22 protein-coding genes and 2 pseudogenes are annotated in these 26440 nt (G+C 59.5%); 13 read left to right on the top strand and 11 right to left on the bottom strand.

Annotated features, from left to right (window positions below; all coding sequences use genetic code 11):
- Positions 1-108 precede the first annotated feature (108 nt).
- The 4 genes and pseudogenes from ASD03_RS20605 to ASD03_RS20585 form a co-directional block, all read left to right on the top strand.
- A pseudogene (locus tag ASD03_RS20605) lies at positions 109-918 on the top strand (Fic family protein); the annotation flags it as partial.
- A gap of 636 nt (positions 919-1554) precedes the next feature.
- Positions 1555-1821 carry a type II toxin-antitoxin system ParD family antitoxin gene (locus ASD03_RS20595; RefSeq protein ID WP_057215879.1) on the top strand — a complete coding sequence of 89 codons (267 nt, stop codon included), beginning with the start codon at positions 1555-1557 and terminating at the stop codon, positions 1819-1821.
- A pseudogene (locus ASD03_RS20590) lies at positions 1818-2114 on the top strand (type II toxin-antitoxin system RelE/ParE family toxin). Before ASD03_RS20595 ends, ASD03_RS20590 begins: the two are co-directional and overlap by 4 nt.
- Positions 2115-2544: 430 nt before the next feature.
- Positions 2545-3288, top strand: coding sequence for a 3-keto-5-aminohexanoate cleavage protein (locus tag ASD03_RS20585; protein WP_057216092.1), 744 nt, complete (start codon positions 2545-2547; stop codon positions 3286-3288).
- 166 nt (positions 3289-3454) lie between these two features.
- Here the strand turns inward: ASD03_RS20585 and ASD03_RS20580 are convergent, their stop codons facing one another.
- The 5 genes from ASD03_RS20580 to ASD03_RS20555 all read right to left on the bottom strand — a co-directional run bounded on the left by ASD03_RS20580 (position 3455) and on the right by ASD03_RS20555 (position 9713).
- Positions 3455-3823: a type II toxin-antitoxin system VapC family toxin gene (locus tag ASD03_RS20580; protein WP_057215876.1), complete on the bottom strand. Its 369-nt coding sequence runs from the start codon at positions 3821-3823 to the stop codon at positions 3455-3457.
- Positions 3820-4074 (bottom strand): hypothetical protein, encoded by a 255-nt coding sequence (locus ASD03_RS20575; RefSeq protein ID WP_057210311.1) that lies wholly within the window; start codon positions 4072-4074, stop codon positions 3820-3822. The genes ASD03_RS20580 and ASD03_RS20575 overlap by 4 nt, the downstream gene beginning before the upstream one ends.
- A 909-nt stretch (positions 4075-4983) precedes the next feature.
- On the bottom strand, positions 4984-7830 hold the full coding sequence (locus tag ASD03_RS20565; protein ID WP_057215870.1) for a winged helix-turn-helix domain-containing protein: 2847 nt from the start codon (positions 7828-7830) through the stop codon (positions 4984-4986).
- Positions 7831-7922: 92 nt separating this feature from the next.
- The gene (locus ASD03_RS20560) at positions 7923-8333 is read right to left on the bottom strand and encodes an Ohr family peroxiredoxin (protein WP_057215867.1); all 411 of its coding nucleotides are present in this window, start codon (positions 8331-8333) and stop codon (positions 7923-7925) included.
- Positions 8334-8405: 72 nt separating this feature from the next.
- Positions 8406-9713: an epoxide hydrolase family protein gene (locus ASD03_RS20555; RefSeq protein WP_082555479.1), complete on the bottom strand. Its 1308-nt coding sequence runs from the start codon at positions 9711-9713 to the stop codon at positions 8406-8408.
- A 320-nt stretch (positions 9714-10033) separates the two neighbouring features.
- Here ASD03_RS20555 and ASD03_RS20550 point away from each other — a divergent pair, with 320 nt between their 5' ends.
- From ASD03_RS20550 to ASD03_RS20540, 3 genes are all read left to right on the top strand, one after another.
- Positions 10034-10429 (top strand): Ohr family peroxiredoxin, encoded by a 396-nt coding sequence (locus ASD03_RS20550; RefSeq protein WP_057215861.1) that lies wholly within the window; start codon positions 10034-10036, stop codon positions 10427-10429.
- A 660-nt stretch (positions 10430-11089) separates the two neighbouring features.
- On the top strand, positions 11090-11374 hold the full coding sequence (locus ASD03_RS20545) for a helix-turn-helix domain-containing protein (protein ID WP_057211187.1): 285 nt from the start codon (positions 11090-11092) through the stop codon (positions 11372-11374).
- Entirely contained in the window at positions 11364-12686 is a 1323-nt protein-coding gene (locus ASD03_RS20540) for a type II toxin-antitoxin system HipA family toxin (protein WP_057215858.1), read from the top strand. The genes ASD03_RS20545 and ASD03_RS20540 overlap by 11 nt, the downstream gene beginning before the upstream one ends.
- Positions 12687-12728: 42 nt before the next feature.
- Here the strand turns inward: ASD03_RS20540 and ASD03_RS20535 are convergent, their stop codons facing one another.
- Positions 12729-13310, bottom strand: coding sequence for an intradiol ring-cleavage dioxygenase (locus ASD03_RS20535; RefSeq protein WP_057215855.1), 582 nt, complete (start codon positions 13308-13310; stop codon positions 12729-12731).
- 424 nt (positions 13311-13734) lie between these two features.
- Positions 13735-14106: a hypothetical protein gene (locus ASD03_RS20530; protein WP_057215852.1), complete on the bottom strand. Its 372-nt coding sequence runs from the start codon at positions 14104-14106 to the stop codon at positions 13735-13737.
- Between the two features lie 252 nt (positions 14107-14358).
- Here ASD03_RS20530 and ASD03_RS20525 point away from each other — a divergent pair, with 252 nt between their 5' ends.
- A complete protein-coding gene (locus tag ASD03_RS20525) occupies positions 14359-15426 on the top strand; it encodes a Fic family protein (RefSeq protein WP_244494674.1) in 1068 nt (355 codons plus the stop codon).
- Positions 15427-15501: 75 nt separating this feature from the next.
- Here ASD03_RS20525 and ASD03_RS20520 read toward each other — a convergent pair whose 3' ends face one another.
- The 3 genes from ASD03_RS20520 to ASD03_RS20510 are packed head-to-tail and all read right to left on the bottom strand — an operon-like array spanning position 15502 to position 20940.
- A complete protein-coding gene (locus ASD03_RS20520) occupies positions 15502-18759 on the bottom strand; it encodes an error-prone DNA polymerase (RefSeq protein WP_057215846.1) in 3258 nt (1085 codons plus the stop codon).
- Entirely contained in the window at positions 18756-20267 is a 1512-nt protein-coding gene (locus ASD03_RS20515; protein WP_057215844.1) for a DNA polymerase Y family protein, read from the bottom strand. The genes ASD03_RS20520 and ASD03_RS20515 overlap by 4 nt, the downstream gene beginning before the upstream one ends.
- Entirely contained in the window at positions 20188-20940 is a 753-nt protein-coding gene (locus ASD03_RS20510; protein ID WP_057215840.1) for an ImuA family protein, read from the bottom strand. Before ASD03_RS20510 ends, ASD03_RS20515 begins: the two co-directional genes overlap by 80 nt.
- A gap of 281 nt (positions 20941-21221) precedes the next feature.
- Here ASD03_RS20510 and ligD point away from each other — a divergent pair, with 281 nt between their 5' ends.
- On the top strand, positions 21222-22286 hold the full coding sequence (gene ligD / locus ASD03_RS20505) for a non-homologous end-joining DNA ligase (RefSeq protein WP_057215837.1): 1065 nt from the start codon (positions 21222-21224) through the stop codon (positions 22284-22286).
- Positions 22287-22349: 63 nt separating this feature from the next.
- Positions 22350-23123, top strand: a complete 774-nt coding sequence (locus tag ASD03_RS20500; protein WP_057210721.1) for an SOS response-associated peptidase — start codon at positions 22350-22352, stop codon at positions 23121-23123.
- Between the two features lie 295 nt (positions 23124-23418).
- Here ASD03_RS20500 and ASD03_RS20495 read toward each other — a convergent pair whose 3' ends face one another.
- A complete protein-coding gene (locus tag ASD03_RS20495; protein ID WP_057215834.1) occupies positions 23419-23745 on the bottom strand; it encodes a hypothetical protein in 327 nt (108 codons plus the stop codon).
- A gap of 537 nt (positions 23746-24282) precedes the next feature.
- Here ASD03_RS20495 and ASD03_RS20490 point away from each other — a divergent pair.
- From ASD03_RS20490 to ASD03_RS20480, 3 genes are all read left to right on the top strand, one after another.
- Positions 24283-24609, top strand: coding sequence for an NIPSNAP family protein (locus tag ASD03_RS20490; protein ID WP_057210717.1), 327 nt, complete (start codon positions 24283-24285; stop codon positions 24607-24609).
- Positions 24610-24705: 96 nt separating this feature from the next.
- Entirely contained in the window at positions 24706-25335 is a 630-nt protein-coding gene (locus ASD03_RS20485; protein ID WP_244494673.1) for a DUF6088 family protein, read from the top strand.
- Positions 25328-26365 carry a nucleotidyl transferase AbiEii/AbiGii toxin family protein gene (locus ASD03_RS20480; protein ID WP_057210716.1) on the top strand — a complete coding sequence of 346 codons (1038 nt, stop codon included), beginning with the start codon at positions 25328-25330 and terminating at the stop codon, positions 26363-26365. The genes ASD03_RS20485 and ASD03_RS20480 overlap by 8 nt, the downstream gene beginning before the upstream one ends.
- The last annotated feature ends 75 nt before the right edge of the window (positions 26366-26440 follow it).

The raw sequence follows: 26440 nt of genomic DNA, 5'->3' as shown, positions 1-26440 counted from the left end.
GGGATTCGAACCAGCTTCGATTGCCCTATCGTTAATTAAGCGAATGCGTTAATTAACAAAAATGCCATTTCGTTTATTAAGACGCCGTGCTATTTGACGTCAGCACCCATGATGTTCGGCCTCGAGCGCCTGGAACAACTACCATTATCCCTGCGCCTTATTCGGCAGATGCATCAGCGATTGTTGGACAGCGGCCGCGGTGGGACGAAGAGCCCTGGCGAATTCCGCAAGTCCCAGAACTGGATCGGTGGAACTCGGCCGGGAAACGCCATGTTTGTGCCCCCACCTCCCAATGAAGTCATGAGCTGCCTCGGGGAATGGGAGAGGTTCGTTCATTCGGACACGCCAGACATTCCACCTCTGATCAAAGCGGGGCTCATTCACGTTCAGTTTGAGACCATCCACCCTTTCCTGGACGGCAACGGCCGTCTCGGTCGACTCCTGATCACGCTGTTCCTTTGCGCCACGGGAGTACTTCGACAACCCCTGCTTTACCTCAGCCTCTATTTTAAATCCCGCAGAGCCGATTATTACCGCCTGCTGCAGGAAGTCCGCGAATACGGTACTTGGGAAGCTTGGCTCGAGTTCTTTCTTGACGGAATCGCCGAAACAGCGGAACAAGCGTTTGAGACCGCCAACCAAATCGCACGACTATTCGACGGCGACCGCGAACGCATCATAAGAGAATCTGAGCGTACGGGATCGGTCCTCCAGATCCACGAAACCATGCGCACAAGTCCTTATCTGACCGCCACCACGGCAATGAAGCGGAGTGACCTGACAATGCCGACCGTCAACGCGGCTCTCGAGCAACTCCAGAGGCTCGGGATCGTTGAAGAAGCAACAGGTCGACGGCGTGGCCGGGTATTCGTCTATCGCGCCTACATGGAAATACTCAGCGACGGAGCTGTCGGCTAACGGTTCCCCTCGATACATTATCCGATCTTAAGCCTGTCGACGAGAACACCCACGGGGGCCCAGTCTTGAGTTGAGTGCGCGCCTTGGAGTAGAGATGAGGGATCGACCGCCTACCGGGTTTTCGGAAAGGCAAAACACCGCAGTTAGCGCTGAATTCAAACGTCAGGTCGTGCAGGAGTTCCTTCGTCGGCGAAACGCAGCAGGTAGAGGTCGTTCACGCTGATGCGGTCAGATCTCAGTCTCCATAAATGTCGAAGCCGAAATACCGCTTGGAAATTCTTTGATATGTCCCGTTCTCACGTATCTGCGCGATTGCGATCAGCCCCGCACCAGCGAGGGTCGCAGCCTCATTATCTCCAAAGACCGTGCCCCCCGCCCTCGTCGATCTCTACACGGTTCGGCCGGATGGAGGAGGAAAGCAACTTCTCGCCAAAAATGGGGGTAAAGCGGAAAATTGGAGCATCGGCATCGATGGCGTACCGCGTGTACGCGTCGACAAGGCTGGCAACGACGATCGTATCTATGATCCGCAACTCCCGGACCTCACGCATTGGGAATGCGGGTGATCGCCAAGCGGATTAATAATAGTTGATAAACAGCCTAACTTGACCTCCATCACATTCAATGGAGTACAGCATGATAAGTGCCGATCTGGGAAAGCAGCTCGAAAGCTATATCCAGCAACTCGTCGACACAGGTCGTTATGGCTCGAAAAGCGAAGTCCTGCGGGAAGGTGTGCGACTGGTCCAGGACCGCGAGACCCGGCTTGCCGCGCTGGATGCCTCCGTGATGCGCGGAATTGCCGATGCCGACGCGGGCCGAACGAAGCCGGCGAGCGACGTTTTCGTGCGACTCGAGGCCAAATACAGTGCGATGGCTGATCAGGTCGAAAAATCGGAATGATCCTTGAGTTTTCCAACGAGGCGGAAAGCGATCTTGAGCAGATCGCCGATTATATCGCTGCGGACGATCCCCGACGCGCCCTTTCATTCGTGCGGGAGCTGCGGAGCAAGTGAGAGGATCTCGTCGATAGGCCGAACGGCTTAGGCCTCGTCCCGCGCTACGAGCACCATGGTACCCGCCGGCGCGTTCATGGCAATTACCTGATCTTCTACCGCGTCGAAACCGCGAAGGTGGTCATCGTCCATGTCCTGCATGGCGCCACCTACTATGGCGCCATCCTGTTCGGTGATTAGTTTCGGTCGGTCGATCAGAGACGATCTCACGCACGAACCACCGAGCCAAGCGGCGATCTTCTCCGCCCAGCGTCCTCCCGTGCCGATGCCGCGAGTGCCTCTTCGATCTCGCGCAATTTCTGACGCTTCTCCGCCCGGACGGCGGCTTGCGTCTGCGTATTATGCAAATATGTTTACTTGAATCCGTAGTAATAAACGGTAGGATGATGTCGCGTTTCTAAGTTGACTACTTTGTATCATCTTTAAATAGCTGTGACATTTTGGCTTAGAACGTGAAGACCTCGCAACAAGCCGTGCACGGGGCTCGTGACGAACGGCTCCCTTCGACCGCAAGCGGTCGCCAGCGAGGGGCGCAATGAGCGGCTCGAATGAGCCCATTGCAGACCTTCTCTCTACAGCTAACATGGCCTCACAAATGCTGGAGACCAACATGATCGTCCAAGCCTGCCTAAACGGTGCACGTCCTGGCGACTATCACCCGCGGCTACCGCTCACGGCGGATGCCATTGCCCTCGACGGTGCGGCGTGCGTCTCCGTGGGGGCTGCCGAACTTCACATACACCCCTGCGGCCCGGACGGACGTGAGAGCCTCCTGGCGGTCGATGAGGCGATATACGCCGTGCGGCGCGCTTGTCCGGGAAGTCTTGTCGGGGTGTCAACGGGCGCGTGGATAGAACGCGACGAGAAGCAGACGCGAGACTGCATCTCTGCTTGGCGGCAGCTGCCCGACTACGCCTCCGTCAATATCTCCGAGCGGGATGCTCCAGCGGTTATCGCGTTGCTGCACCGCATGGGTGTCGGCGTCGAAGCGGGATTGGCCACGGTCGCGGATGCCGAGCGATTTGTTACGCTTCCGGGTTGCCATCGAGCTTTCCGCATCCTCATCGAGATCGAAGAACAGGACCTTGGAAAGGCTGACGCGATCGCGGATGGGATAGCGCAAGTTCTTGAGCGGGCGAATACCCTACGACCAGTCCTACTACACGGGTTCGACGCGACTGTTTGGCACTTCGTCAACCGCGCGCATCAACGGCGCTGGTCTACGCGAGTTGGATTGGAGGATGGGTGCCAACTTACGAATGGTGAAATAGCGGGTGGCAACGCCGACCTCGTGGCAGACGCGCTTCAAATCTTTCGGCCTTCCTTTCAGCACGGTAACACCTCGCTCGAATGAGAGTTTCGTCCGCATTTCGGCGGTCCCTTGTGCTGGCCATGGCCGACTTCTCACCACCCATTGCGGTCTCTGAGGTGAGTTTCGATCCTTCGCCTTGAACTCATTTGAACCCGTGACCCGCCCCATCGCGAGTCTATAGGTGGTTCCAAGGATTGACGACGGGGACTCATGCCGCCTCAAGACTCGTATCGCGTGTCGCGATTGTAAATCCCTTGGAGGCTGCAATAGCCGCAATATATCCATCAGGTGTCGGGAATCCCTTCCCCCCTGCTCGCGCGGTTGCCGCAAGGTCCGCATAGTGCCGAGCGGCCGCAGTGTCGAATGACAACACGCGATCGTCGAACAGTTCGCGCAGGCCATCAAGCGTGTCGGCCAACGCCTTTTTGCGCCGGCCCTCCGGTAGCGCAGCGATGCCAAACAGTAGCTCCGGCAGCGTTACACTGGACAGATACAAGGTTTCGGCTACCTGGTCATTCAACCAATTGCGTACAGCCAAATCCGGGGCTGAGACGACATTCGTGTCCAGGACGATCATTCAAACCTCATTGGCTCCGCCGGCGCTTTCTCTCGCATCTGGTCGAACACTTCGAAATCATCATTGGTCAATCCAAGCCGCCCGCTCAACTCGGCCAAGGCATCGCCGATGCGAACACGCTGTTCGGGCTTTACCGCACGTTCCAAAATCTCGCGGACTTCCGCCTCTGTACTACGGCCGTGAATGGCCGCTCGGACGCGTAAAGCCCGGTGCACTTCATCAGGTACATTTCGTACTGTGAGGATAGCCATAGTCAGACCCTCGCAATCGCCTTCATTGACTGCAATATAGTTCCGTTGCAGTCATTCTGCGAGTTTCGGAGTTTGAGATTCTTGAGCGTTGGCTTTCAGCCCGGCTTCTATGGCTCGGTCACGGTCAAGGCCACGCCCAAGTACCCGTCGATACATTATGCGACTGTCGAGGCACTAGCGAACAGACCCCCATCAAGAAGCGTCCGCCACCTGTTGTTGGCCAACCGAGAGCCGCCTACCGCACTTCCTGAAGATGAAGCGACGCGAAGGCGCGCGCGTCTTAGTTTGCGCCAAACCGCTCAAGCATCTTTCGAAGCAGAGCATTCTCCTGTCGAACCCGCCGAGCCAGAAACCCTTTCAGTCTGCGGTTTTCCTCGAGCGCAGCGAGCTCGTCCACCGCGACTGGAACGGCAGTCGCCACCTTCTTGCTTCGTGGGGTGCGCACGAAGCGCGTTGGACGAGGACGCTTCGGAACCTGCTGCGCCTTTATCGGAAGTATCGCGTTTACGAGCGAGCCCGAAGCCTCTTCGGAGTGAGCCGGCAGGACAACAGCCTCTTCTGCCACGGCTGCAGGTCCGGCGACCGGTAGAGTTCCACTGACTGTGCCCCCGATTTGATCGCAGCCTCCGGCGCTCTGCCGCGGCGCAGGCTCGACGGTTTGACCGACAGCTGCGAAGAGATGCGGCGCTGCGCTATCGGCCGCACCAGCGCCTTCAGATCGGTATCACCCCAAATAGAGGCTGGTCGGACTGCCGAACGCCGACGGCCCGACTTCACTTCGACGATAAAATTTCGCTGCTGTGGTTTCATCGATATCCAATGGTCAAGAGCGCCAGCCGATGGAATGCAAACGCGAAGCCGGTGCGTTGGCCACCTCAGTGCCGACAACAACCTTGCCTGCACTGTGACCTATAACAGCCTCTGCAATAATACTCTCGCCGCCGTGACATCCGTCGTATCCGAACCTTCATCAAACCGCTCGAAAATTGGCTGCAACAATATTCGCGCCTCACGCAGCCGGCCATCATCAAGCCAGAGAGCAGCGAGATCGGTTGCGGCCCGCAACTCCCAGGCACGGGCGCCCATGGTTGCACTTTTTCCGATCGCCAACGTCAGGCACGCCTCAACGTCTTCATCTGAAGAATGCGTCGATGACAACAATCTCGCCTTAACGCGCAGCAGTTCGGGCAGGTAACACAGGTCTCCATTTTTCTCGACAGACTCGATAGTTCGGTTGATCCTGGTCAAGCCTTCGTCGAACTCACCGATCGCCACCAATCCCTTGACGAGTGCGATCTCTAGCATGGTTGTGAACACCTCGTAGGTCGCCAGATGAAGCTTCTCGATGCATCGACGAATCGTCTCGATCCCGGCTTTCACGTCTCCACGGCGGACGGCTACTTCGCCCTGGAAACCTTGAGCTACGGACACGTACGGTGAGAGGAAATGCAGTCCTGCCCGCGAGATCAACCATTCAATATGCTCTTCGGCACTGGGTAGGTCGTCGCGCCACAGGAAGACAGCAATGCCGCCCAGAAGCGCGATGCACAGGGTCAGGGAATGATCCAGCTTGGCTGCATCGCTGATCGCCTCGCGCGCCCGAAGGTCAGCCTGCTCCGGATAGCCTTGGAGCCATAGGTTTCGAGCCAGAATCCCGCCTGCGAGGTGTTTTCCTTCGAAGCCAACATAACTGGCAGGGGTTCTTTGCGACCGCGGTTGGCTTCTCGCTGCCGCCTCGAGCTCAATCCTGGCGTTGGCCAAATCGCCCGTGAAATGTAGCGAGTTTCCGAGAAAAAAGCGACCCAATTCAACCGTGGCAGGATCGTCCACCGTCATGGCGATTGCAGAGCAACGGCGCGCGTAGTGAAGGGCGGCATTGAAATCGCCGATGCGCAGGCTCAACATGCTTAACGGGCCCAAGATACGCAATTGATCGAGCGCACTGCCTCGCTCTTCCGCGATTTGCAGGCTGCGAACGAGGGCGGCTTGTGAGGTTTCGCGGCCGCCTTGAAGGTACATTCGGGAAATTCCAAGACCCGCTTGCAGGTGCATCTCCTCGACGCTGCCTTTCGACTTGTCATCCAGCGCGAGAAGGGCACGTTCCGACCATCGCTGGCACTCGGGAAGCAGCGACATGATCTGGAAGACCGATGCGGCCGCGGCCGCAAGCCTAACGCCAACGTTGATGTCGCCGTGTTCCCCGAAGCACCACTCCAGTGCCGTGCGCACATTGTTGATGCTTACGAAATACGGCAGCCGCTCAGGCCCTGTCGACAACGTCGGCCAATCCGGGCCGAATTGCTCGAGCCAACGTTGATAATAGATCGCGTGGCGCGCACCTGATCCGGCTTGATCCTCTTGGGTCTGGGATTGCAGGGCATAGGCCCGTGTCGTGTCCAATAGGCGGTAACGCATCGTCGCGCCGAGGGGATGGGTTGCGAGCAATGATTTGGCAACGAGATTGTCGATCGCTTCGAAGACGGACGGCGGATGCATCTCGCAGGTGGAAATCACTTCCAGTGCGGCATCAAGTGTGAAGTCACCGACAAAGACTGCCAGTCGCCGAAGTACGAGGCGTTCCACCTCCGTGAGGAGCCCGAAGCTCCAGTCGAGCGTTGCCTGCAGCGTTTTTTGTCGCGGCGGTGCTGTTCGAGATCCCGTCCATCCGAGTGTCAAATGCCGATCGAGAAGCGTGGCGGTCTGGGTGAGACCATAGCTCTCGACGCGGCGCGCGGCGAGTTCCAGTGCGAGCGCCATGCCGTCGAGCTTCCGGCAGATGCTTGCTACGACGCGAACGTCCTGGTCGCTGAGCTCAAGAGACGCCCCGCTTGCCGCAGCGCGTTCGATGAACAGCCGCGTGGCCGGAAAGGAGAGAACTGTCTCGGTGGGAAGTTCCGGATCATCTGGAGGGCAGGCGAGGGTGTCGAGGCGGTAAACGCTTTCAGCTTCGATTCTCAGTGCTTCACGGCTCGTTGCGAGGAGAAACACCTGCGGAGCGGCGTCGACAATCGCTGCCGCGAGATCCGCAATGGCATCTATCAGGTGCTCACAGGTATCGAGGATCAGCAGGATCTGCTTGTCGCGGAGATAGGCGATCAGGCTGGGGCGGACATCTTCGGATCCAACGGGCAGGCCGAGCATCGAGGCGATCCCCGCCGCGACCAGACCCGGATCGCTCAACATGCCGTAATCGGCGAACAGGACAGCTCCGTTGAAGGTCGGTGAGAGATGATGCGCGACTGCAGTGGCGACCGTGGTCTTCCCGACGCCGCCGACGCCTACGATGGTGACCATTCGCGACGTCATCACCCTTTCCGCGAGGCGCAGAACGTCCTGCTCTCGTCCGATCATTCGATCAAGTCGGCCTGGCAACAGGGCATGACGGAAATCGGGAGTGGTGGACGATGGTCGCAGGCGGCTGGATCGCGAGATCGGTGCTACGAAACAATAGCCCCTTCCGGCAACCGTGGTGATATAGCGCGCGCCGTCCTGTCCGTCGCCCAGCGCTTTCCTCAATCCGGTCATGTGAAAACGAAGGCTGCCTTCGTCGACGATCACATCCGGCCAGACGCACGACATCAGATCTTTCTTGGCAACGACGACATTGGGCGCAAGGGTCAGGGCTATCAGCAAGTCGAGCGCACGGGCGCCCAGGTCGACTGCAACACCGTCTTTCGCAAGCAGGCGCTGGCCGATGCTCAAGCGGAAGGGACCGAAAGTCAGGTCGTCGGCATTGGCGTCGCCGAAACTGTTCATGTCGCTCGCCCCAGCCGCCCGATTGGCCGCTTATACTCCAATGGGCCAGGACGCGCTATCGAGGATGATCGTCTACTGAGACAATTGCCGCTTCACACGATATTGAAGTCGACCTGAATATTGCCTCGTGTGGCCCTCGAAAACGGGCAGACGCGGCGGGCTTCGTCTATCAACATGGCGGCGATGTCACCTTCCATTCCCGGAAGCTGAATGACCATTCGAACACCAATGACAAATTCGTCGTCGTCGTCCGAGGACAGATCCACTTCGGCATGGATTCTGACATTGGCGGAGAGGGGCATTCCGGTCTTCCGAGCGACCTGTGCCACGGAGCTTGCGAAGCTCGCGGACCATGCCGCTGCCATGAGCTGTTCGGGATTGGTGCCGATCTGGGTCGAAGCGGGATCCGAGAGCCTGATATCGAGCACGCCGTCCGTGCTGCGGACGACGCCGTTGTTGCGCCCCCCGGTCGTTTCGGTCGTGGCGGTGTAAATCTTGTTCATGGATGTGTTCCTTGGGCGGCAAGCGCCCGTTGGAAAACTCGGCGCGTACAGTGCACGCGCCGAGGCTTCAGTTCAGCCGGATTTGCGAAGGCTGCGGAAGCCGGCGCGCACCTCGTCGGTAAAAAGCTTCGGCTGCTCCCAGGCTGCGAAGTGTCCGCCCTTTGGAAGCTTGTTGTAGTGCACGAGATTTGGGTACGCCTGTTCAGCCCAGGTGCGCGGCGTCTGGTAGAGTTCGTCCGGAAAGACGCTGACCGCGACCGGCACCTTGACCCCCTTCGCGGCGAAGAATGCGAGCTTGTTCTCCCAGTAAAGGCGCGCGGCCGATACGCCCGTGTTTGTCAGCCAGAACAGCGTCACATTGTCGAGGACATCGTCGGGGCTGAGGCCTTCATCCTGCCCGTCGAAAGAGCGGGCGATCATTTCCAGGCTCGCCCCGTCGTGATCGAGCATGTAGGTCGCAAGTGCGATCGGGGAGTCCGTCAATCCGGTGAGGGTCTGCGGCCGCGTTCCCATCAGGAATGCGTAGGAAACATGCTTGTAGAAAAAGACAAGTTGATCATACGAATGCTTTTCTTCATCCGAGAGACCTGCTGGGGTCGGGGCTCCGGAAAATGCTGCACCGTTGATGGCATCGGGTATTGCGCCCGGCATGTTGGTATGGATGCCGAGCAGTTCCGGAGGAGCCTGCACGCCGATCATGTCGGTTACGACAGCACCCCAATCGCCGCCCTGTGCGACAAACTGGGTGTAGCCCAGACGGCGCATCAGGGTAGTCCAGGCGCTGGCAATGCGTTCCGGTCCCCATCCCGTCGCTTCAGGCTTGCCAGAGAATCCGTAGCCCGGCATCGACGGGATGACGATATGGAATGCATCCGAAGCGCTTCCGCCGTGGGCAGTCGGGTCGGTCAGTGGGCCGATGATCTTCAACTGCTCGATGATCGAACCCGGCCAACCGTGCGTCACGATCAGCGGCAGTGCGTTTTCGTGCCTGCTGCGGACATGAATGAAATGGATGTCCAGCCCGTCGATCTCCGTAATGAAGTTGGGTACGGCGTTAATCCGGGCCTCGACCTTTCGCCAGTCATATTTGTTCTGCCAGTGATCCAGCAACTGCTTGGTCGTCTTCAGCGGTACGCCTTGGGTAAAGTCGCCGACGGTCTCTTTTTCCGGTAGCCGCGTGCGGGCGAGGCGGGCGCGAAGGTCGTCCAGATCCGCTTGCGGAATGTTCACCTGAAACGGGCGGATGGTGTCAGATCCCGTCGCCGCCTTGGCATATGAGGGAAGCAAACTCGCAGTGCCCAGGACGGCGATCCCGGATGCGACGGCACCCAGCAGGCGGCGGCGGTCTTCGTCGATAACGTCAATCTTGATTACGGTCATTAGCATTCTCCTCGGTAAATCGGATCGTCTGCACCCCTGTGCTGCTTTAAGGGGTACGCCGAGGCCGTCGAATGCACACGTTAGGCGTTGTTAGATGATGATAGTGATGGTCATCGAAGACGACGCCAGCGACCGCTCGCGGTGCACTGCCCTGAGGTGCGGTTCCCATCTTGCCGCTCACAACGCTCCCGATGTCGTTAATCGCGACTATTGACGTCTAACAACGCCTAACGTGCGGTTCCTGTCCCAGCAGCGTAACTCTTGGATCAGCACAAGGTGCAGACGATCAATCCATCAAAACCTAGGACAGGAAATTCGCTATGACCCATAAGGTTCTCTTCACTGGCAAGACGCACAACACCAACGGCCGCGATGGCGGCGCTCGCAGCAGCGACGGCTTTCTCGACGTCAAGATGAAGCAGCCGCATCCGGCCGCTGAAAACCTCTTCGGTGCCGCCTGGTCGGCCTGCTACATGGGCGCGATCGAAGTTGCCGCCTCCCAGAGGCAGATCAAGCTCGCGGCCGGGATCGCGGTCGATGCCGAGATCGATCTCAATGTCGATGACGGCAACTATTTCCTGAGCGCCCGTTTCAATGTCAGCGTACCCGGCATCGATCCTGTCATCGCTCGCGAACTGCTCGACGCCGCGCACAGCATTTGCCCGTACTCCAAAGCAACGCATGGCAACGTCAACGTTGTGACAAACCTCGTCTGAACACGATCTCTCGGGTCTGCCCGTACATGACGGGCAGACCCGGCAAATATTTTGGCGCTATTGATCGCGAAAGCAGCGCGAGAAACCTGACGGATCATAAGCCTTGGCGTTAAGAGCGCGCTTATGAGCAATCGGCCTGACCGAGAGCGCGGTCTTGAAACGAGACGAACCAAGGATCTCGTTGTTCCGCTATCGGGCCCGGCCGCCTCAAGGGGCGCTGAGATGATCCGAGCAATGGCCCTGCCGTCGGGAAGCTAAGCCGGGACATTGGACAGTTCGGCACGCCGGCGATCGATTCCCCCGATATCCGCAATAAGGGTTTCGGCTTGTTCCAGGGAGGCGAGGGGAAAAGTGACACTACCTTGTAGAGCCGCAGCGGTGCCCTCTTCGTGAAGACGGTTAAAACGAAAACCAAAGATGCGTCCTACGACCAGACGACCTTCTACGAGGCTTGGCGAATCCGTAAGTCGCGGCGCCATCAAGGGGTTGCTCCCTTATGACCAATCAAATGAACAACCTTTGACTCAGCCGTACGCATCATGGCAGGATGTACAAAATTCTGGGCGCAACCGTCCTTCACGTACAATTAGATGGACAAAAGAGGTGCCTACCGTGCCACGCAAGAGAAGCTATTCAAGAGTGACGCGCGAAGCGCTCACCATGCTTGGCAAACTGATCCGCGTCGGCCGAGCCGAGCGCCGCCTAACGGCGCAAGAACTGGCCGACCGCGCCGGCATCAGCCGCACGACGCTGTCCAGCATCGAAAAGGGCACGCCCGGCCCTGAGATCGGCATCGTCTTCGAGGTCGCCTCCCTCGTGGGCGTGCGTCTGTTCGACTATGATGAGCGCACCCTGCAGATGCACAACGCCCGCCTTGATGAAAAACTTTCCCTGCTGCCCAAGAGCGTCCGCCACACGATGAAGGAAGTCGATGATGACTTCTAGGGCGGACGCCACTGAAGCCTTTGTCTGGATGTGGTTGCTGGGGGCAAAGGAACCGGTGGTTGCAGGACGCCTCGACCAGGATGGCGAGCGCCTGATCTTTACCTACGGCGCCAGCTACCGGCGTCGAAAGCAAGCCATACCGATCTATGAGCCCGAACTGCCCCTTCAGGAAGGCGTAATCGCGCCCATCAACGGCCTGCGGATGGCGAGCTGTATCCGCGACGGCTCGCCCGATGCCTGGGGCCGTCGGGTGATCATCAACAGGCTGACGGGCAAAAAGCCCGACGCTGCCGGTGTGCCGGAGATCAGCGAGCTGACCTATTTGCTCCAGTCAGGCTCCGACCGGATTGGCGCTCTCGATTTTCAGGCATCGGCCACAGAATATATCCCCCGCCTTGCCGCGCAAGCATCGCTCGACGAGCTCCTTGAAGCGGCTGACCTCATCGAAAAGGGCGTTCCTCTGACCCCGGCGCTCGATCAGGCCCTCAATTACGGCACCTCGATCGGCGGAGCGCGCCCCAAGGCGCTGATCGATGACGGGACAAAAAAGTTCATCGCCAAATTCTCGGCCAGCAACGACACATACAGCGTCGTAAAGGCGGAATTCATCGCGATGAAGCTGGCAAGCGCCTGCGGGCTCAACGCGGCATCCGTGTCGATGACCCGCGCCGCGCAAAAAGACGTGCTGCTGATCGAGCGCTTTGACCGCACGCATACCAAGGCCGGCTGGACGCGGCACGCGATGGTCTCGGCCCTCACGATGCTGGGCCTTGATGAGATGATGGCCCGCTATGCCTCCTACGAGGACCTAGCCGAGCTGATCCGCCACCGCTTCACCGATCCCAAGTACACGCTCAAGGAGCTCTACGGACGGATTTGCTTCAACGTCCTGTGCGGCAACACCGACGACCATGCCCGCAACCATGCCGCATTCTGGGACGGCAAGAGGCTGACCTTGACGCCCGCCTACGACATCTGCCCGCAAAACCGCACGGGCAACGAAGCCACGCAGGCCATGCTGATCAAGGGCGAGGGCCGCACCAGCACTCTAGCAACGTGCCTTGCAGCCGCGCCGGATTATCACCTGAAAGAGGCGGAAGCCGCCGCGCTGATCGAGCGGCAGATCACGGGGATCGCCGCACACTGGCAAGAGGTCTGCGCGGAAGCCGAGCTGACCCCGGTCGATCGCAAGCTGTTCGCGGGGCGTCAGTTCCTCAATAGCTACGCTCTTGAAGGACTTGATGGTTACACGGCGCTGCAAGACGCGTTTCGCGCCGCACGTGATGCATTGATCGCCGGCGGAAGCGCCTAAAGATGACAGCGCCCAAGCAGCTCAAGAGACGCAAAGCGCCGGTTACGCCACTATGAAATTGTAGCGGCCGAATTTTCCGTCGCTCGTCGTTCTGATGTCGAGCAACAAGTCTGCATTGAACATGCGGTCACGCTCATTGTCCGGCTCATCGGCAAAATACAGCTGCGTCGTCAGCGCCTTCCCGCCGGGCCGTTGGACTTTTACGTGGTAGTGCCGAGTGCGACCAGGATAGATCCCGGGCACGATCGTCTCGAACCACCATTTGCCTTCTGCATCTGTGAATTGATGTCCGCGGAGCTTGTATCCGCTATTGTCGTAGGCGCCCATCTCATCGGCATGCCATAACTCGATCATCGCTTTTGCTACGGGCTGGCAGTCCCTGGTTAGTGCGTAACCAGCAAGCGTCATCCTTTCACCGCCCGGTGCATCGCTCGCGAAGTCCTGTTTTTCAGGGCTCTCCGGCGTAAAATACGGGCCTTCGGTCTGTGCCGGCGTCAGCTCGTGGTCATCCCCGCAACTGGCCGTAAGCGGCAGCTCCACAGGAGCGCCGGCTGCATGGCCTAGTCTCGGCAGCACAATCGGCGTTGCGACGAAGCTGATAAGGAAATGTCGCCGGGTCGGCATGGCGTTATATCTCCAAACATGGAAGCCAAGATCGTTGCGGCTCCATTGGGCGGAAGTGGGGCAGATATTACCAGAATTCGCGGCCGACAACTTCATCTGGCAGCGCGCTCGCTATTAAAGTGCCCGCTCCCTCGTCCCTCCTTGCTTCGAAACTGGCGAGTGCCTCACGGCAAACTCGCTGATGCCTGACAAGCGCCAGTGATTGATCAAAACCTGTAGCGCGGCGAATTGGGTGGGCGCCCCACCCCAGCGGCGCGACGACCCAGCAAACAGTGTCTGGCAGACAGTGCCGCGTAGCTCGTTGAATCGCATCGCCAGCCAATAGGCTCGCGATGCGTCAATACATGATCTTGAAATAATATAATTAAATCATTTGGTTATACTGACTAGTCATCAATTCGCGAAAATATTACCGAATGTTAATTCAGAAGCTGCTGCCCATCGTACCAGATGGCCTGTTTCGTCGCAGCGCGAGTGAGGTAGCCGTTTGTGGACCACCCTTGACCGGCCCTTGACAGATCAGGCGGCCAAGACCGAGATCATAGGGACCCGCAATGACGTATTTGGATAAGGGTGACATGTCGCCCATCGCGACAGCCGTACGGATTGCCGAGAGCTCCTCGACCATATCGGAATAGGCATCGACGACCATGTTCCGGTCCCAGCGCATCCAAAGCGCATTCTGGTTCAGGGGAGCGGTCCGTTCGACGAAAGGCGTTCCGCGAAACGCAACCCGCACGCCTTGAGCAGTCGTCAAACCGGTCGTGAATTTGATGTCGTCATCGACGGTTAGCACTCCTTACCTTGGCTGCCCGCCCTGACCAATGACCGCGCGATATCAATGATAATGTCTGGGTGGTTTTTAGAGATGTTTTGTACCTTGAAGCTCGAAATTGCGGTTAGGCAGATACAGTGTCCATTCGGGTGCAAAGCCGATGCAAGACCGCCGTCTAGCTCATGACTGACAGATCTGACGAACTCCCTCGTGAAAATTGGATGGAAATGGATGGATAAATAGTGCATACAGCGTCTCAGGAATTGGATGGGAATGGATGCCCAAATGGAATTTCTAAATACGGCGACCGTCCGGATCACGCCCGAAATCCTGTCGCTGATCGCCGAAATCGACGAATTTAAAGGTGCTTGGCGTGCGATCGGCCGGATCGCGCCTGAGCGGCTGTCCAGCCTCCGGCGTGTCGCCACGATCGAAAGCGTCGGTTCCTCCACCCGTATTGAAGGGGCACGCCTCACCGACCGAGAGGTCGGAAAGCTGCTGGCAAACATTCGCCTAGGGTCGTTTACGACACGCGACGAGCAGGAGGTTGCCGGCTATGCGGAGGTGATGGAGACCATCTTCAGTGCTTACGAAGCTATTTCGTTCACCGAGAATCATATCCGTCAGCTCCACCGCGACCTTCTTGCGCATTCGACAAAGGACGAGCGGCATCGCGGCGCCTACAAAACCCTCTCCAACAACGTGGAAGCGTTTAACGAACAGGGCGAGAGCCTCGGCATCGTTTTCGAAACGGCATCGCCGTTCGATACGCCGCGTCAAATGGAAGAACTGATCTCCTGGTTGGATGAGCAAGGGCGAGAAAAGCGGCTCCATCCACTTTTGGTCGTCGCGATCTTCGTTGTTGTTTTCCTCGAAATCCATCCATTCCAGGATGGCAATGGCCGCTTATCGCGTATTCTGACCACCTTGCTGCTCCTGCGGGCCGGCTACGCTTACGTCCCCTACAGCTCGCTCGAAAGCATCATAGAGCAAAGCAAGGAGAGCTATTACATCTCGCTTCGGCGCACGCAGGGAACGATCCGCAGCGCGGAGCCCGACTGGAATCCCTGGATCGAGTTCTTTTTGAGAGCCCTGCATCGGCAGAAGACCCGGCTTGAGAAGAAAATGGAGCGCGAGCGTATTATCCTCGCCGACATGCCGGAATTATCCGTTATATTGCTCGAGTTGGCGCGCGAGCACGGGCGGATCACGGTCGCGGAGGCTGCACGGGTCACCGATGCCAGCCGTCACACTATCAAGGATCATCTCAAGGCACTCGTGGATCAAGAGCACCTCGTCCTGCACGGTGCCGGCCGCGGCGCCTGGTACGGTCTTTCCTAATGAAGGGGTGTCAGGCCCACCTGTATGGTTCGCCTTGAACCGATTAGGACCAACGACCAGCTCTCAGACTGAATTTCAGTGAAAATTCCTGCTCTTCACCTTCAACGTATCGATATGAAGGTCAGGCACGAACATGTCGCGCGCGGCTACAACCGGCTTCGGCTTATCCCGCGGATCGGGCGCGCCGCCTCTGGCGAATTCATCGCCGCGGCCGGCCGGAAGTTTGAACTCTTCATCGCGATCTGCAAGGCCCACAAGGTCGCCTGACAAGTCGAACAGCTGCTGGGCGACAAGATGGACGACCTCCCCTTCCCGCTGGATCCGACCGTTGATCGCCATCATCGAAGAGCCGAGAACGACCCGCCGGCGTTTTTCAAAGAGTGTCGGCCAGACAACAAGATTGGCCGGCCCGGTCTCGTCCTCGATGGTGATGAACATGACGCCTTTGGCCGATCCGGGCTTTTGCCGCACCAGAACAAGACCGGCGGTATAGACCCATCGCCCGTCCCTCGAATTCATCGCCTCGGCACAGGTGATAATGTTGCGCACTGACAAATCCCTGCGCAAGAAGGCGATCGGATGCTGCCGCAATGTCAGCCCTGTATGGCTGTAGTCCTCGATGACGTTCTGGCCGTCCGTCATCTGCCGAAGCGCGACCTCCGGCTCCTGCTGCTCGGCGATTACAGCCATCTCCCGTTCGGCAGCCGCCGCAAACAGCGGAAGGGGTTGATCGCGCAGTGCCTTGATCGCCCAGAGCGCGTCGCGGCGCTCAAGCTTCAGCGAGGGCAGAAATGCATCGGCCTTGGCAAGCTGGACGAGCGCCTCCGCTGGCACGCCGGATCGGCGCCACATGTCGTCAACCGAGACAAAGGCATTGTCCATGCGTGCCGCGACAATGCGCGCGGCATCAACGACCGCCAGCCCTTTCACCTGCCGGAAACCCAGCCGAACGGCGTGGCGGCCAGAATTGCCGATCCGCTCCAACGTACAGTCCCACCGAGACCGATTGATGCAGACCGGCCGCACCTCGACGCCGTGGGCTCTGGCGTCGCCGACGATCTGCGCCGGCGCGTAAAAACCCATCGGCTGCGAATTGATCAGGGCGGCACAGAACGCTTCCGGATAATGGCGTTTGATAAAGCTCGACGCATAGGCGATCAGCGCGAACGAAGCAGCATGGCTCTCCGGGAAACCATACGAACCAAAGCCTTCGAGCTGGGAGAACGTCTTTTCGGCGAATTCGGGCGTGTAGCCGTTCCTCACCATGCCGGACACGAGCTTGTCCTTGAACCGCGAAACGCCGCCGGTGAACTTGAAGGTCGCCATCGACTTGCGCAGCTGATCGGCCTCGCCGCCGGTAAAGCCGGCGCAGACCATCGCCACCCTCATCGCCGACTCTTGAAACAGCGGCACGCCGAGCGTCTTGCCCAGCACCGCCTCAAGCTCGGGCGTCGGATATTCGACTGCCTCCTTGCCTTCGCGCCGGCGCAGATAGGGATGCACCATGTCGCCCTGGATCGGACCGGGCCGGACAATGGCAACTTGCACCACGAGGTCGTAGAAGGTTCGGGGTTTCAGCCGCGGCAGCATCGCCATCTGGGCGCGGCTTTCGATCTGGAACGTGCCGAGCGTATCGGCCTTGCGGATCATCGCATAGGTCGCAGGATCCTCCTGCTCGATCTTCGACAGGTCGAGATCCCGATCCTTGTGCTCGCGGATCAGATCGAAGGCCTTGGCCATGCAGGTCAGCATTCCAAGGGCCAGGATGTCCACCTTCATGAATTTGAGGGCTTCGACGTCGTCCTTGTCCCATTCGATGATCTGACGGTCCTTCATCGCGGCCGGTTCGATCGGCACGAGATCGTCGAGCCGATCATGGGTAAGGACGAACCCGCCCGGATGCTGGCCGAGATGCCGTGGCGCGCCCATCAATTGCTGGGCGAGCTTCAAAGTCAGCACAAGACGCCGGTCGTCTGGATTGAGATTGAGCTCGCGGACATTGCGATCGCAGACCTCCTCCGACCAGGACCACATGCCCGACGACAGCGCCTTGATCACGTCTTCCGGCAGGCCAAGCGCCTTGCCGACATCGCGGATCGCGCCGCGCGCCCTGTAGCGGGTCACGGTGGCGCAGAGCGCTGCCTTTTCTCTGGAATAGGTGCGATAGATCCACTGGATCACCTCTTCGCGCCGCTCATGCTCGAAATCCACATCGATATCCGGCGGCTCGTCGCGCTCCTGGCTGACGAAGCGTTCGAACAAAAGATCGTTGGTCGAGGGGTCGATGCTGGTAATGCCGAGAATGTAGCAGACGGCACTGTTGGCGGCGGAACCCCTGCCCTGGCAAAGAATGCCCTGGGACCGGGCATAGCGCACGATCGAGAAGACGGTCAGAAAATACGGGGCGTATTTCATGGTGCGGATGAGATCGAGCTCGTGCCGCACGACCTTCAACACATCGGGCGGCAGACCTTCGGGATAGCGATCGGGCACGCATTGCCAGACATAGTGCTCCAGCGAGGCCTGGGCATCCTTGCCCGGCACGATCGCTTCCTCCGGATATTGGTAGGTGAGCTCCTCGAGCGAGAAAGTGCACCGACGGACGATCTCCATGGTTCGCGCGAGGGCTTGCCGGTACCGTGGAAACAATCGCTCCATTTCTTCCGGCGGCTTCAGATAACGATCAGCGTGGCGCTCGCGCTCGAACCCCACCTCGTCAATCGTCGTGCGAGTGCGAATGCAGGTGACAATATCCTGCAACTGCCGACGGCTTGGCTCATGGAAGAGGACATCATTGGTGACGACCGTTCGCACCTTGAATCGCGCTGCAAGATTGGAAATCTCATGCAGCCGCAGCTGGTCGTTCTGCCGGCGCCGCAGACAAAGCGATACATAGGCCCGATCACCAAACAGTTCGGCCATCTTGCGCAGCTGGATCGCGCAGGCGTCATCCGGCAGATCCGGCACAAGAACGCAGATCATGCCGTCGTTGTAGGCAATGACATCGTCCCAGTGGAGGATGCAGTTGTTCTTGCCGCCGCGCGACTTACCGAGCGTGATGAGGCGGGTCAGCCGGGAATAGGCAGTCCGGTCGGTCGGATAGACCAGCAACGACATGCCGTCGGCGAGATCGAGGCGGCAACCGACAACGAGGCGTAAACCGGTGGCGCGCGATGCTTCAAGCGCCCGTACAATTCCGGCAAGCGAATTGCGATCGACAACGCCGACGGCTTCGATACCGAGAGCCTTGGCGGTTTCGAACAGTTCCTGCGCCGAACTCGCACCGCGCAGGAAGGAAAAATGGGTCGTGACCTGCAGCTCGGCATAACTCATGCGAAGATCCCGTGCATGAACCAGCGGTGGCTTCCGGTTTCAGGATCGATGCCATCACCGGAGCGAAACACCCAGAGACGCTCGCCGGCCTCGTCTTCGATGACGAAATAATCCCGCACCGCCTCCATCTCGGCGTCTCGCTGCCACCACTCGCCGAAGATCCGTTCCGGACCGTCGGCGCGCTTGACCTTCCGGCGCGTGCCACGCCAGGTAATCGAGACCGGTGGACGGTCCGGCAGCAAGGCAATGGCCTCGATCAGCTCGGGACGGGCCAGCAGCCGGACCGGCCGGCGCCAATGGCTGACCCAGGTGACCTCGACCGGATTGGCCGCGGCGCTGATGCGATGGACGGAGCGCTCGGGCACGTCGGAGGCAACGGGTGCCACCCGATAAACAAGCTGGCCACGGTTGCCGTAGATATCGATCAGCGGCGTCACGTCCGTGACCTCGTCCTCGACCAGCGATGAGGATTTCTGACGCTCCTCCAGCGGCTCGGCCATGACGGCGACGAGTGTCAGCTTCTCGATCCCGAAACCGGGCTCGATCTTCTCCGTCCGATCGCGAAACAGTTTCGTCAGCCAGGCGACATCGCGCACTGGCTTCACCGTGCCGGCGCGGATTGCCTGCCGCGAACCGTCGACCTTTTCGACGATCAGATCGGCGCGCCGAACACCAAGGCCAAGCCTTTGCAGCTCGTCGATCAGTTGCACGACCAGCCGGCCGACATATTTGTCGATGGTTTCGGCAGCACCGATCGGTTCGGCGAAGGCGCGGCTCACCTCGACGAGCTCGGCGGTGCGGATCGGATCGATCGGTTCGCAGATGCGGCCGAACATCTGGTCCAGCCGCCGGCCAATCTCCGGACCGAAACGGAGCGTCAGCGGCGCGCGCGGCGTGTTGGCCAATTCGCCGATCGCCTGGAAGCCGAGCGTGCGCAGATCGCTGACGACTTTCCCGGGAAGGCGCAGCAACGATATCGGCAGCTTTTCGACGGCACGCGCGGTCTCGCCGGTCGGCGCGATGACCGTCTCGCGGCTGATGGCGCGGGCGCAGGCGTGTGCCGCACCCCAGGTGTCGGCGACCGCGACTCGGGGGGTGAGTTTTTTTGCCAGGAACTGATTGGCGATCTTGGTCACCATGGCGAGCTCGCCGCCCTGGAGGTGATCGGCACCCTCGGTATCCATGACGATCCCATCGATCCCATCGACCGCGACGATCGGCGAATAGAGCGTCAGCGCCCAGAGGGTAATGCGTTCGAGTGCTGCGGCATCCATTGCAGGATCCGCCTCGACCAGGATCAGGCCGCGAAACAGCGCCTGCGCTTTTGCCGCCGGCATGCCGACATGGACGCCGGCTTTCCTGGCGGCGGCGTCTGCCGCCGAGACCCAGCGTTTCGAGCCGCTCCTGGCGATCACGGCGATCGCCTGTTCAGGCGGAATAGACGGATCGGCGCGACGAATGCGATCCGTCGGCAGATCCGGAAGATAGATCGAGACAACCCTTGTCATCGCACGCCCTCACGAGAAACTCAGCACATTCACCCGCTTTTACGCGCATCAACTCCAGCAACCATTGGGCACTTCCGACGCCCGGTACTGGCAATTCCTCCGACGGCATCACGCTCACCCTCCACCGCGTGGTCGATGCTGTCGGCTGCCCGAAATCATTCGCCTCCGTCTGTCGCCGCCAACGTCGCACGGCAAGCGCCATCGTGCCCGTTCGCTCAGCCGCCAGCTGCAGCCGGCGCGAGCTGACCATCGGCAGGCGAACAAGTTCGCCAACGACTGCGCCGAGCCCACCAAAGGAAAGCCCTTCCTCCATATTTGCCAGAACGTCTTCCTCCCTATCGGATTCGACAAAGATCACCCGGTCGGGATGGAGGCCGACCTGGGCGAGCGCCGGAAAAAACAGATCGGGGCGCGTCAGGCACCAGACGATCGGGCCTTTGGTGCGGGCCGCGATGCCCGCCGCACACAGGGCTGCTGCCGCACCATCCACCGTCCCCGACCCGCCGCCTGCAAATTCGTGCAGGGCGCCATAGGCCAGACCACCTCCCGGGAGCACTGCATCGATTTCCGGCACCCCAAAGGACAGACAGCCGGCTTTCCTTGCTGATACGCCTTCCAGCAATGCAATGCGTTCGCGCAAATCGGAAATCACCCTTTCACGGGCAGCAGTCATCGTTCACGGCTCCCTTCAAGGTCGTGTAGGTGGCCGACATCATGTCGAACAAAATGCGGATGTTCTCTTTCTGTTCCGACCCAATAAAAGAGTCAAGCAACCGGAGGGATGGGAATATTATCCTGATCATTAGAAATGAGCAGAATACCTATGGGAATCAGCCCAATAGCGTCCTGAGAATTTTTTCCGGGCGCCTGCGAGCGCTAACCCCTTTGTGTGAATTGCGAGGACAAGTCGGGATCGTCACAGTGTCTTTAAGATTTTTCTGCTGAACTTCCGGCATGACGAAGCCTCCGAGATCAAAACCCCTCCTTCGTGACACCGAGGCCCCGATCCGTTCCCGGCCGCGAGGCAAGCGAAATCCAGCCCAACCACAGCTCCTGTTCGATCCCATGCCTGAGCGCGTCGAGCCTGCGCTGGCGGAATTGAAGACCCGTCCCCCAAAGGGAAGCGAGTGGAGCTGGGAGCTGAAATTGGATGGCTATCGCCTTGCCGTTCACATTGAACCGCGGGGGATCCGGATCCTCACGCGTGGCGGCCATGACTGGACGCACCGGTTTCCAGCGATAGAGCAGGCCGCCCGAGCGCTCGGGCCGGCGACGATGATCATCGATGGCGAGGCCGTTGTGCTCGACGAAGAGGGTCGTCCGGATTTTGGGCTGCTGCAGCAATCGCTGGGCGCATCCGGCAAACAAGCTGGCAACCGTGCCTCCGAAGCCGTCCTCTACGCTTTCGATCTTGTTTATCTGGACGGGCACGATCTGCGCGGAATCGAATACCGGTCCCGCCGACACCTTCTCGAGGACACGTTAAACGGCCCAAAGAGCGACCAAGCCGGCGCCGTCAGGCTATCGGAAACACTCGATGCCGAACCAGCCGTCCTGCTGGAGCATGTCTGCCGCCTCGGCCTGGAAGGCATCGTCGGCAAGCACCTCGACCGGCCTTATCGCTCGGGCCGGACCGGCGATTGGGTAAAAGTCAAATGCATTCAGGGCGAGGCCTTCTTCATCGTCGGTTATGAGAAGTCGGCAGCGTCCCCAGCCGGCTTCGGCTCGTTGGTGCTTGCTGCGTATCGTGGGGATGATCTCGTCCACGTCGGAAGCGTCGGCACTGGATTCAAAGAAGTCGAGGCGAGCAGGTTACGGAAGATGCTGGACACGCTCCGCTGGAAGCGAAAGCAGCCGCCCCTGCCCTATTCCGGAAGTGCCGATGTCATCTGGGTCGAACCGACCTTGATTGCTGAGATCGAGTTTCGCGCCTGGACGGCGGACGGGAAACTCCGCCACCCATCCTACAAGGGCTTGCGAGAACGCCAGGACAATGCCGAGGTCTTCCGGCTCGACTAGCGAAATCAGCGCCGTCCGCTAGATTGTCCGCCATTCGAGCTCAATCGGAGTAGATGGTCTGCTATGTGCAACCTTTATCGCATGGAAGACAAGGACTGGGTCGCAAAGTGGGCCCAGGACGCGGAAAGCCTGATCAATCTGATGCCAGCCTACCAGATGAACCCGGATCAGATGGGACCGATCGTCCGCAACACCGCCGACGGAAAGAAGCAACTGGTCCATGCGCGCTGGGGACTGCCTTCCCCGCGTTTCGCGCTCGAGAAGGCGGCCAAAGCGAAGGCCGAGAAACTTGCGGCCAAGGGCAAGGCTTTCGATCTCGAAGAGCTCATCCGCATGGAGGCCGACCGCGGCACGACCAATGTGCGCAAGCTCAGTTTTCCGCACTGGAAACGATGGTTTGGTGTCGAAAATCGATGCCTCGTACCGGTCACCAGTTTCGCGGAACCGGATCCGGCCAACCAGGAGGTTGGCGGAAACGTGCCAAATGCCTGGTTCGCCCGCGATGAGCAGAAGTCGCTGATGTTCTTTGCCGGTCTGCATGTGCCGCAATGGCAGAGTGTCCGAAAGGTCAGGGACGGCCTGACCACCGACGATCTTTATGGGTTTTTGACCACGGATCCCAACGCCCTGGTGAAGCCGATCCATGAGAAGGCCATGCCGGTTCTGTTGCTGACGAAGGAAGAGACCGACATCTGGATGCGGGCGCCCTGGGATGAAGCCAAGGACCTTGCCCGGCCGTTACCGGATGACGCGCTGATCATTTCGTCTCGCGAACCGTACGGGTCCACGATCGTGTCGAAATCCGGAGAGCCGGTGGAACAGAGCAGTCTGCTTTGATGCCTGAATTCAGGGCTCGAATATCTCGGAGAAACGAAAAAAGCCTGCCGCGGGAGGAGGTGCGGCAGGCTTCTCGAAAGATTGAACAACGGCTGGGAGGAGGAGTGCCGCTGTTCTGTCAGGCTCCCCTTGGGAGGAGGAGTGGGTCGCCTGAACGCGAAGCTCTGCGGGAGGAGGTGCATTGCTTCGTTGACCTCAAAATATCTGAGGCTGCCTCGACCGCCAGCGCTTAAATCGCAGTGCAGTTATGCACATGTTGCAATGCAATATAGGCCGTGTGCTCATTCTTCGGCCATTATGGTTGAGACGCAGCCTTCTCTATGCTGGGTTCAAAGCCGAGAACGAATTCGATCACCTTGGCGCAGGACATTTCGCACGGCTTCAGTATAGGTCCATGTCCAGCCAGCCGATAGAGGTTGAAGCTGACGATATCACTTCCGCTAAGCTCCTCGCCATAGAGCCAAGTCCGTTTGCAATCCCGCGACCGCTTGACGGTCACGCCCCATGGTCGATTACCAAAATATCCGTCGGCATAGCCGTCCGGCATATTCGCTAGCGCGTCTTCGAATGTCGCCTGGATCGATGGAGGTTTCTTGCCGTCGGCGGTCATGGTGCCAGGCATTCGTCGCAGATCCCGCAGCCATCGTCACCCATGTTCGAGGCCGGACGTAAACCTTCGACAGCAAGCACATGCCGTTGCATCCAACGCACACTTCTCATCGCGGTCCGGCGGAAGAATTTCGTTTCATACTTTCGGCATATCAGCCGCGCTTCGATCCATGGCCATGCTCCAGTGTTGGGGTACACTAGAGATCGTGAGCCTCGAAGGCTGCACAAGCCAAGAGAGATTGCTGTCGGAGATTGGCAACGCGTTGCTGCTGGCGCCCGTCTCAAAATTAACTGCCAAGGGCTGCTCTAACCGGCACATTCCCACGATTAGCTTCCAAACTTGGCCACCGTGCTCAACGTTCGTAACATCATGGCCAATCGGCGCCTAAACGCAGGCGATCAGCTTGACAGGAGATTAGCGGTTCGGACATACCCGCAGGGCCCGTTCTAACAGTGAAAATGACGTTGCTGCAAGTTCTGAGGACATCGTGGGCGCAGGGAGCAAGCGCCAAACACATGTCCTTCTCAAGGCACATAAGGAAGCAAGACTTTGATCTATGAGCTCAGAATTTACGACTGCCTGCCCGGCCGATTGCCCGCGCTGCTCAACCGCTTTGCCGAACACACGCTGGCAATATGGGACAAGCACGGCATCAAGCAGGCGGGTTTCTTCACCACAATCGTGGGCGAAAACAGCCAGCGTCTCACCTACCTCATCGCCTGGGAATCGCTAGCCGATCGCGAGGTGAAATGGAAAGCTTTCACCACTGATCCCGCATGGCTTAAGGCCCGCGACGAGTCAGAGCGCGACGGGCAAATCCTCTCCAATATCTCTAACCAGTTGTTGTCACCGACCGCCTTTTCGGCAGTAAAGTAAGACACCACGGATCGCCGCTTGCCGCCAGTCGACCGTTTTCGCCTCCGTATTTCGCGGCCCTTGCATGTCAGAAAAAGATACAGTATTTTCTGACACATGAAAGTCGACGTCACATCAGTTCCGGATCGGATCATGCGACGCGCCCGCGCAGGCGGGCGTGGCGGCGTCTTCACGCCTCGTGACTTCCTGGACGTGGCGGCGCGCGCAGCGGTCGATCAAGCCCTTTCCCGCCTGGCGAAGACCGGAAAGCTCCGCCGCCTGGCGCGTGGCCTGTATGATTACCCCAAGGTCCATCCCAAGCTCGGCCCGCTTTCTCCAACTCCCGACGACGTTGCGCAGGCGCTTGCACGCGAGACCGGCTCGCAGGTGCAGATCGCTGGCGCGCGCGCGGCGAACGCGCTCGGCCTCTCGACTCAGGTTCCGGCGAAGAGCACGTATCTGACTGATGGCCCCTCCCGCCGCGTCGTGCTGGGCAAGCGCGTGGTCGATCTGCGTCACGCCTCGCCCAAGCATCTGATTGCTCCGGGCAGCGCGGCCGGCACGGTCGTCCAAGCCCTTCGTCATGTGGGGCAGGTGCGCGCCGCCGACGTTGCACAGATCGCAGCGCGGCGTCTGTCGGCCAGCGACAAGAAGACACTTGCCTCCACCGCGGTCCAAGCCCCCGCTTGGATGCGGCCGACGCTCGTCTCGATCGCCAACGCAGCGTCGGACGACATAGATGGATAAGGTCGCTCTTCTCCCAGCCACCGATCGGGCGGCCCTGTTTGGCGAGACCGGCGCGGGCCGAGGGGTCGCCGACACGATCATCGAAAAGGACTTCTGGGTCTGCTGGACCTTGAAGCGGCTTTTCGGCCTGCAAGGGAAGGACGCTGCCACTTTGGTCTTCAAGGGCGGCACGTCCCTCTCAAAGGCCTTCGGCGCGATCCGCCGCTTTTCCGAAGATATCGATCTTTCCTTTGATCGTGCCGACCTCGGCTACGTCGGCGACCGTGATCCCGAGAAAGAGGGAATTAGCCGAAAAAAAGCGGCTCAACTCATCCAAGATCTCGTGGGCGACGTCGAGGCGCATATCGCCGAGAAGTTGCTTCCGGCGCTTCGCGCCGCCATCACAGAGCAACTCGGCGAACCGACCGATGGCGCCTGGTCGCTGGAGATCGATGCCGGCGACGCGCAGAACGTGAACTTCCACTATCCGACCGCGCTACCCGCCGCCGAATATGAGGGCATGGCCTACATCACGCCGCGGGTGAAGCTCGAACTCGGCGCGCGCGGCGATCCCTGGCCGACGGAGCAGAAGGTCATGCGCCCCTATGCGGCGGAGGACTATCCCGACTTCTTCGAAAATCCCGACGCAGCTGTCACCGTTCTCGCTGCGCAGCGGACCTTTTGGGAGAAGGCCACGGCGTTGCACGCGGAGGTCCATCGCCCTGCTGAATCCGCGACGCCGCAATACTTTTCACGACACTATTACGACCTCGCCATGCTTCTCGATACCGACGAGGGCAAAGCCGCAGCAAGCGATTTCGACCTTCTGGCGACGGTGGCGAAGCACAAGGCGACCTTCTTCCGATCGGGCTGGGCCAGCTATGACACCGCGCGGCCAGGGACGCTGCGCCTGATGCCGAGCGAGGCGCGGGTCAGGGATCTGCGTGCAGACTATCGTGCGATGGCGCCGATGATGTTCGATGACAGTCCGCCCACCTTCGACGTCATACTTGCAAAAATCGAGAAGCTCCAAGAAACGATCAATAGCTAGCGCAAATCTACAGGCCGGGGTACTTGGTATCTCGAAGCTGGCTCCCAGTGATGTAACGCTGCCATCTCCATCGCG

The sequence above is a fragment of the Ensifer sp. Root127 genome (assembly GCF_001425225.1).
Taxonomy (GTDB): Bacteria; Pseudomonadota; Alphaproteobacteria; order Rhizobiales; family Rhizobiaceae; genus Ensifer; species Ensifer canadensis.
The sequence above is the reverse complement of the archived record's forward strand: the minus strand, read 5'-3'. Positions and strand labels throughout refer to the sequence as shown.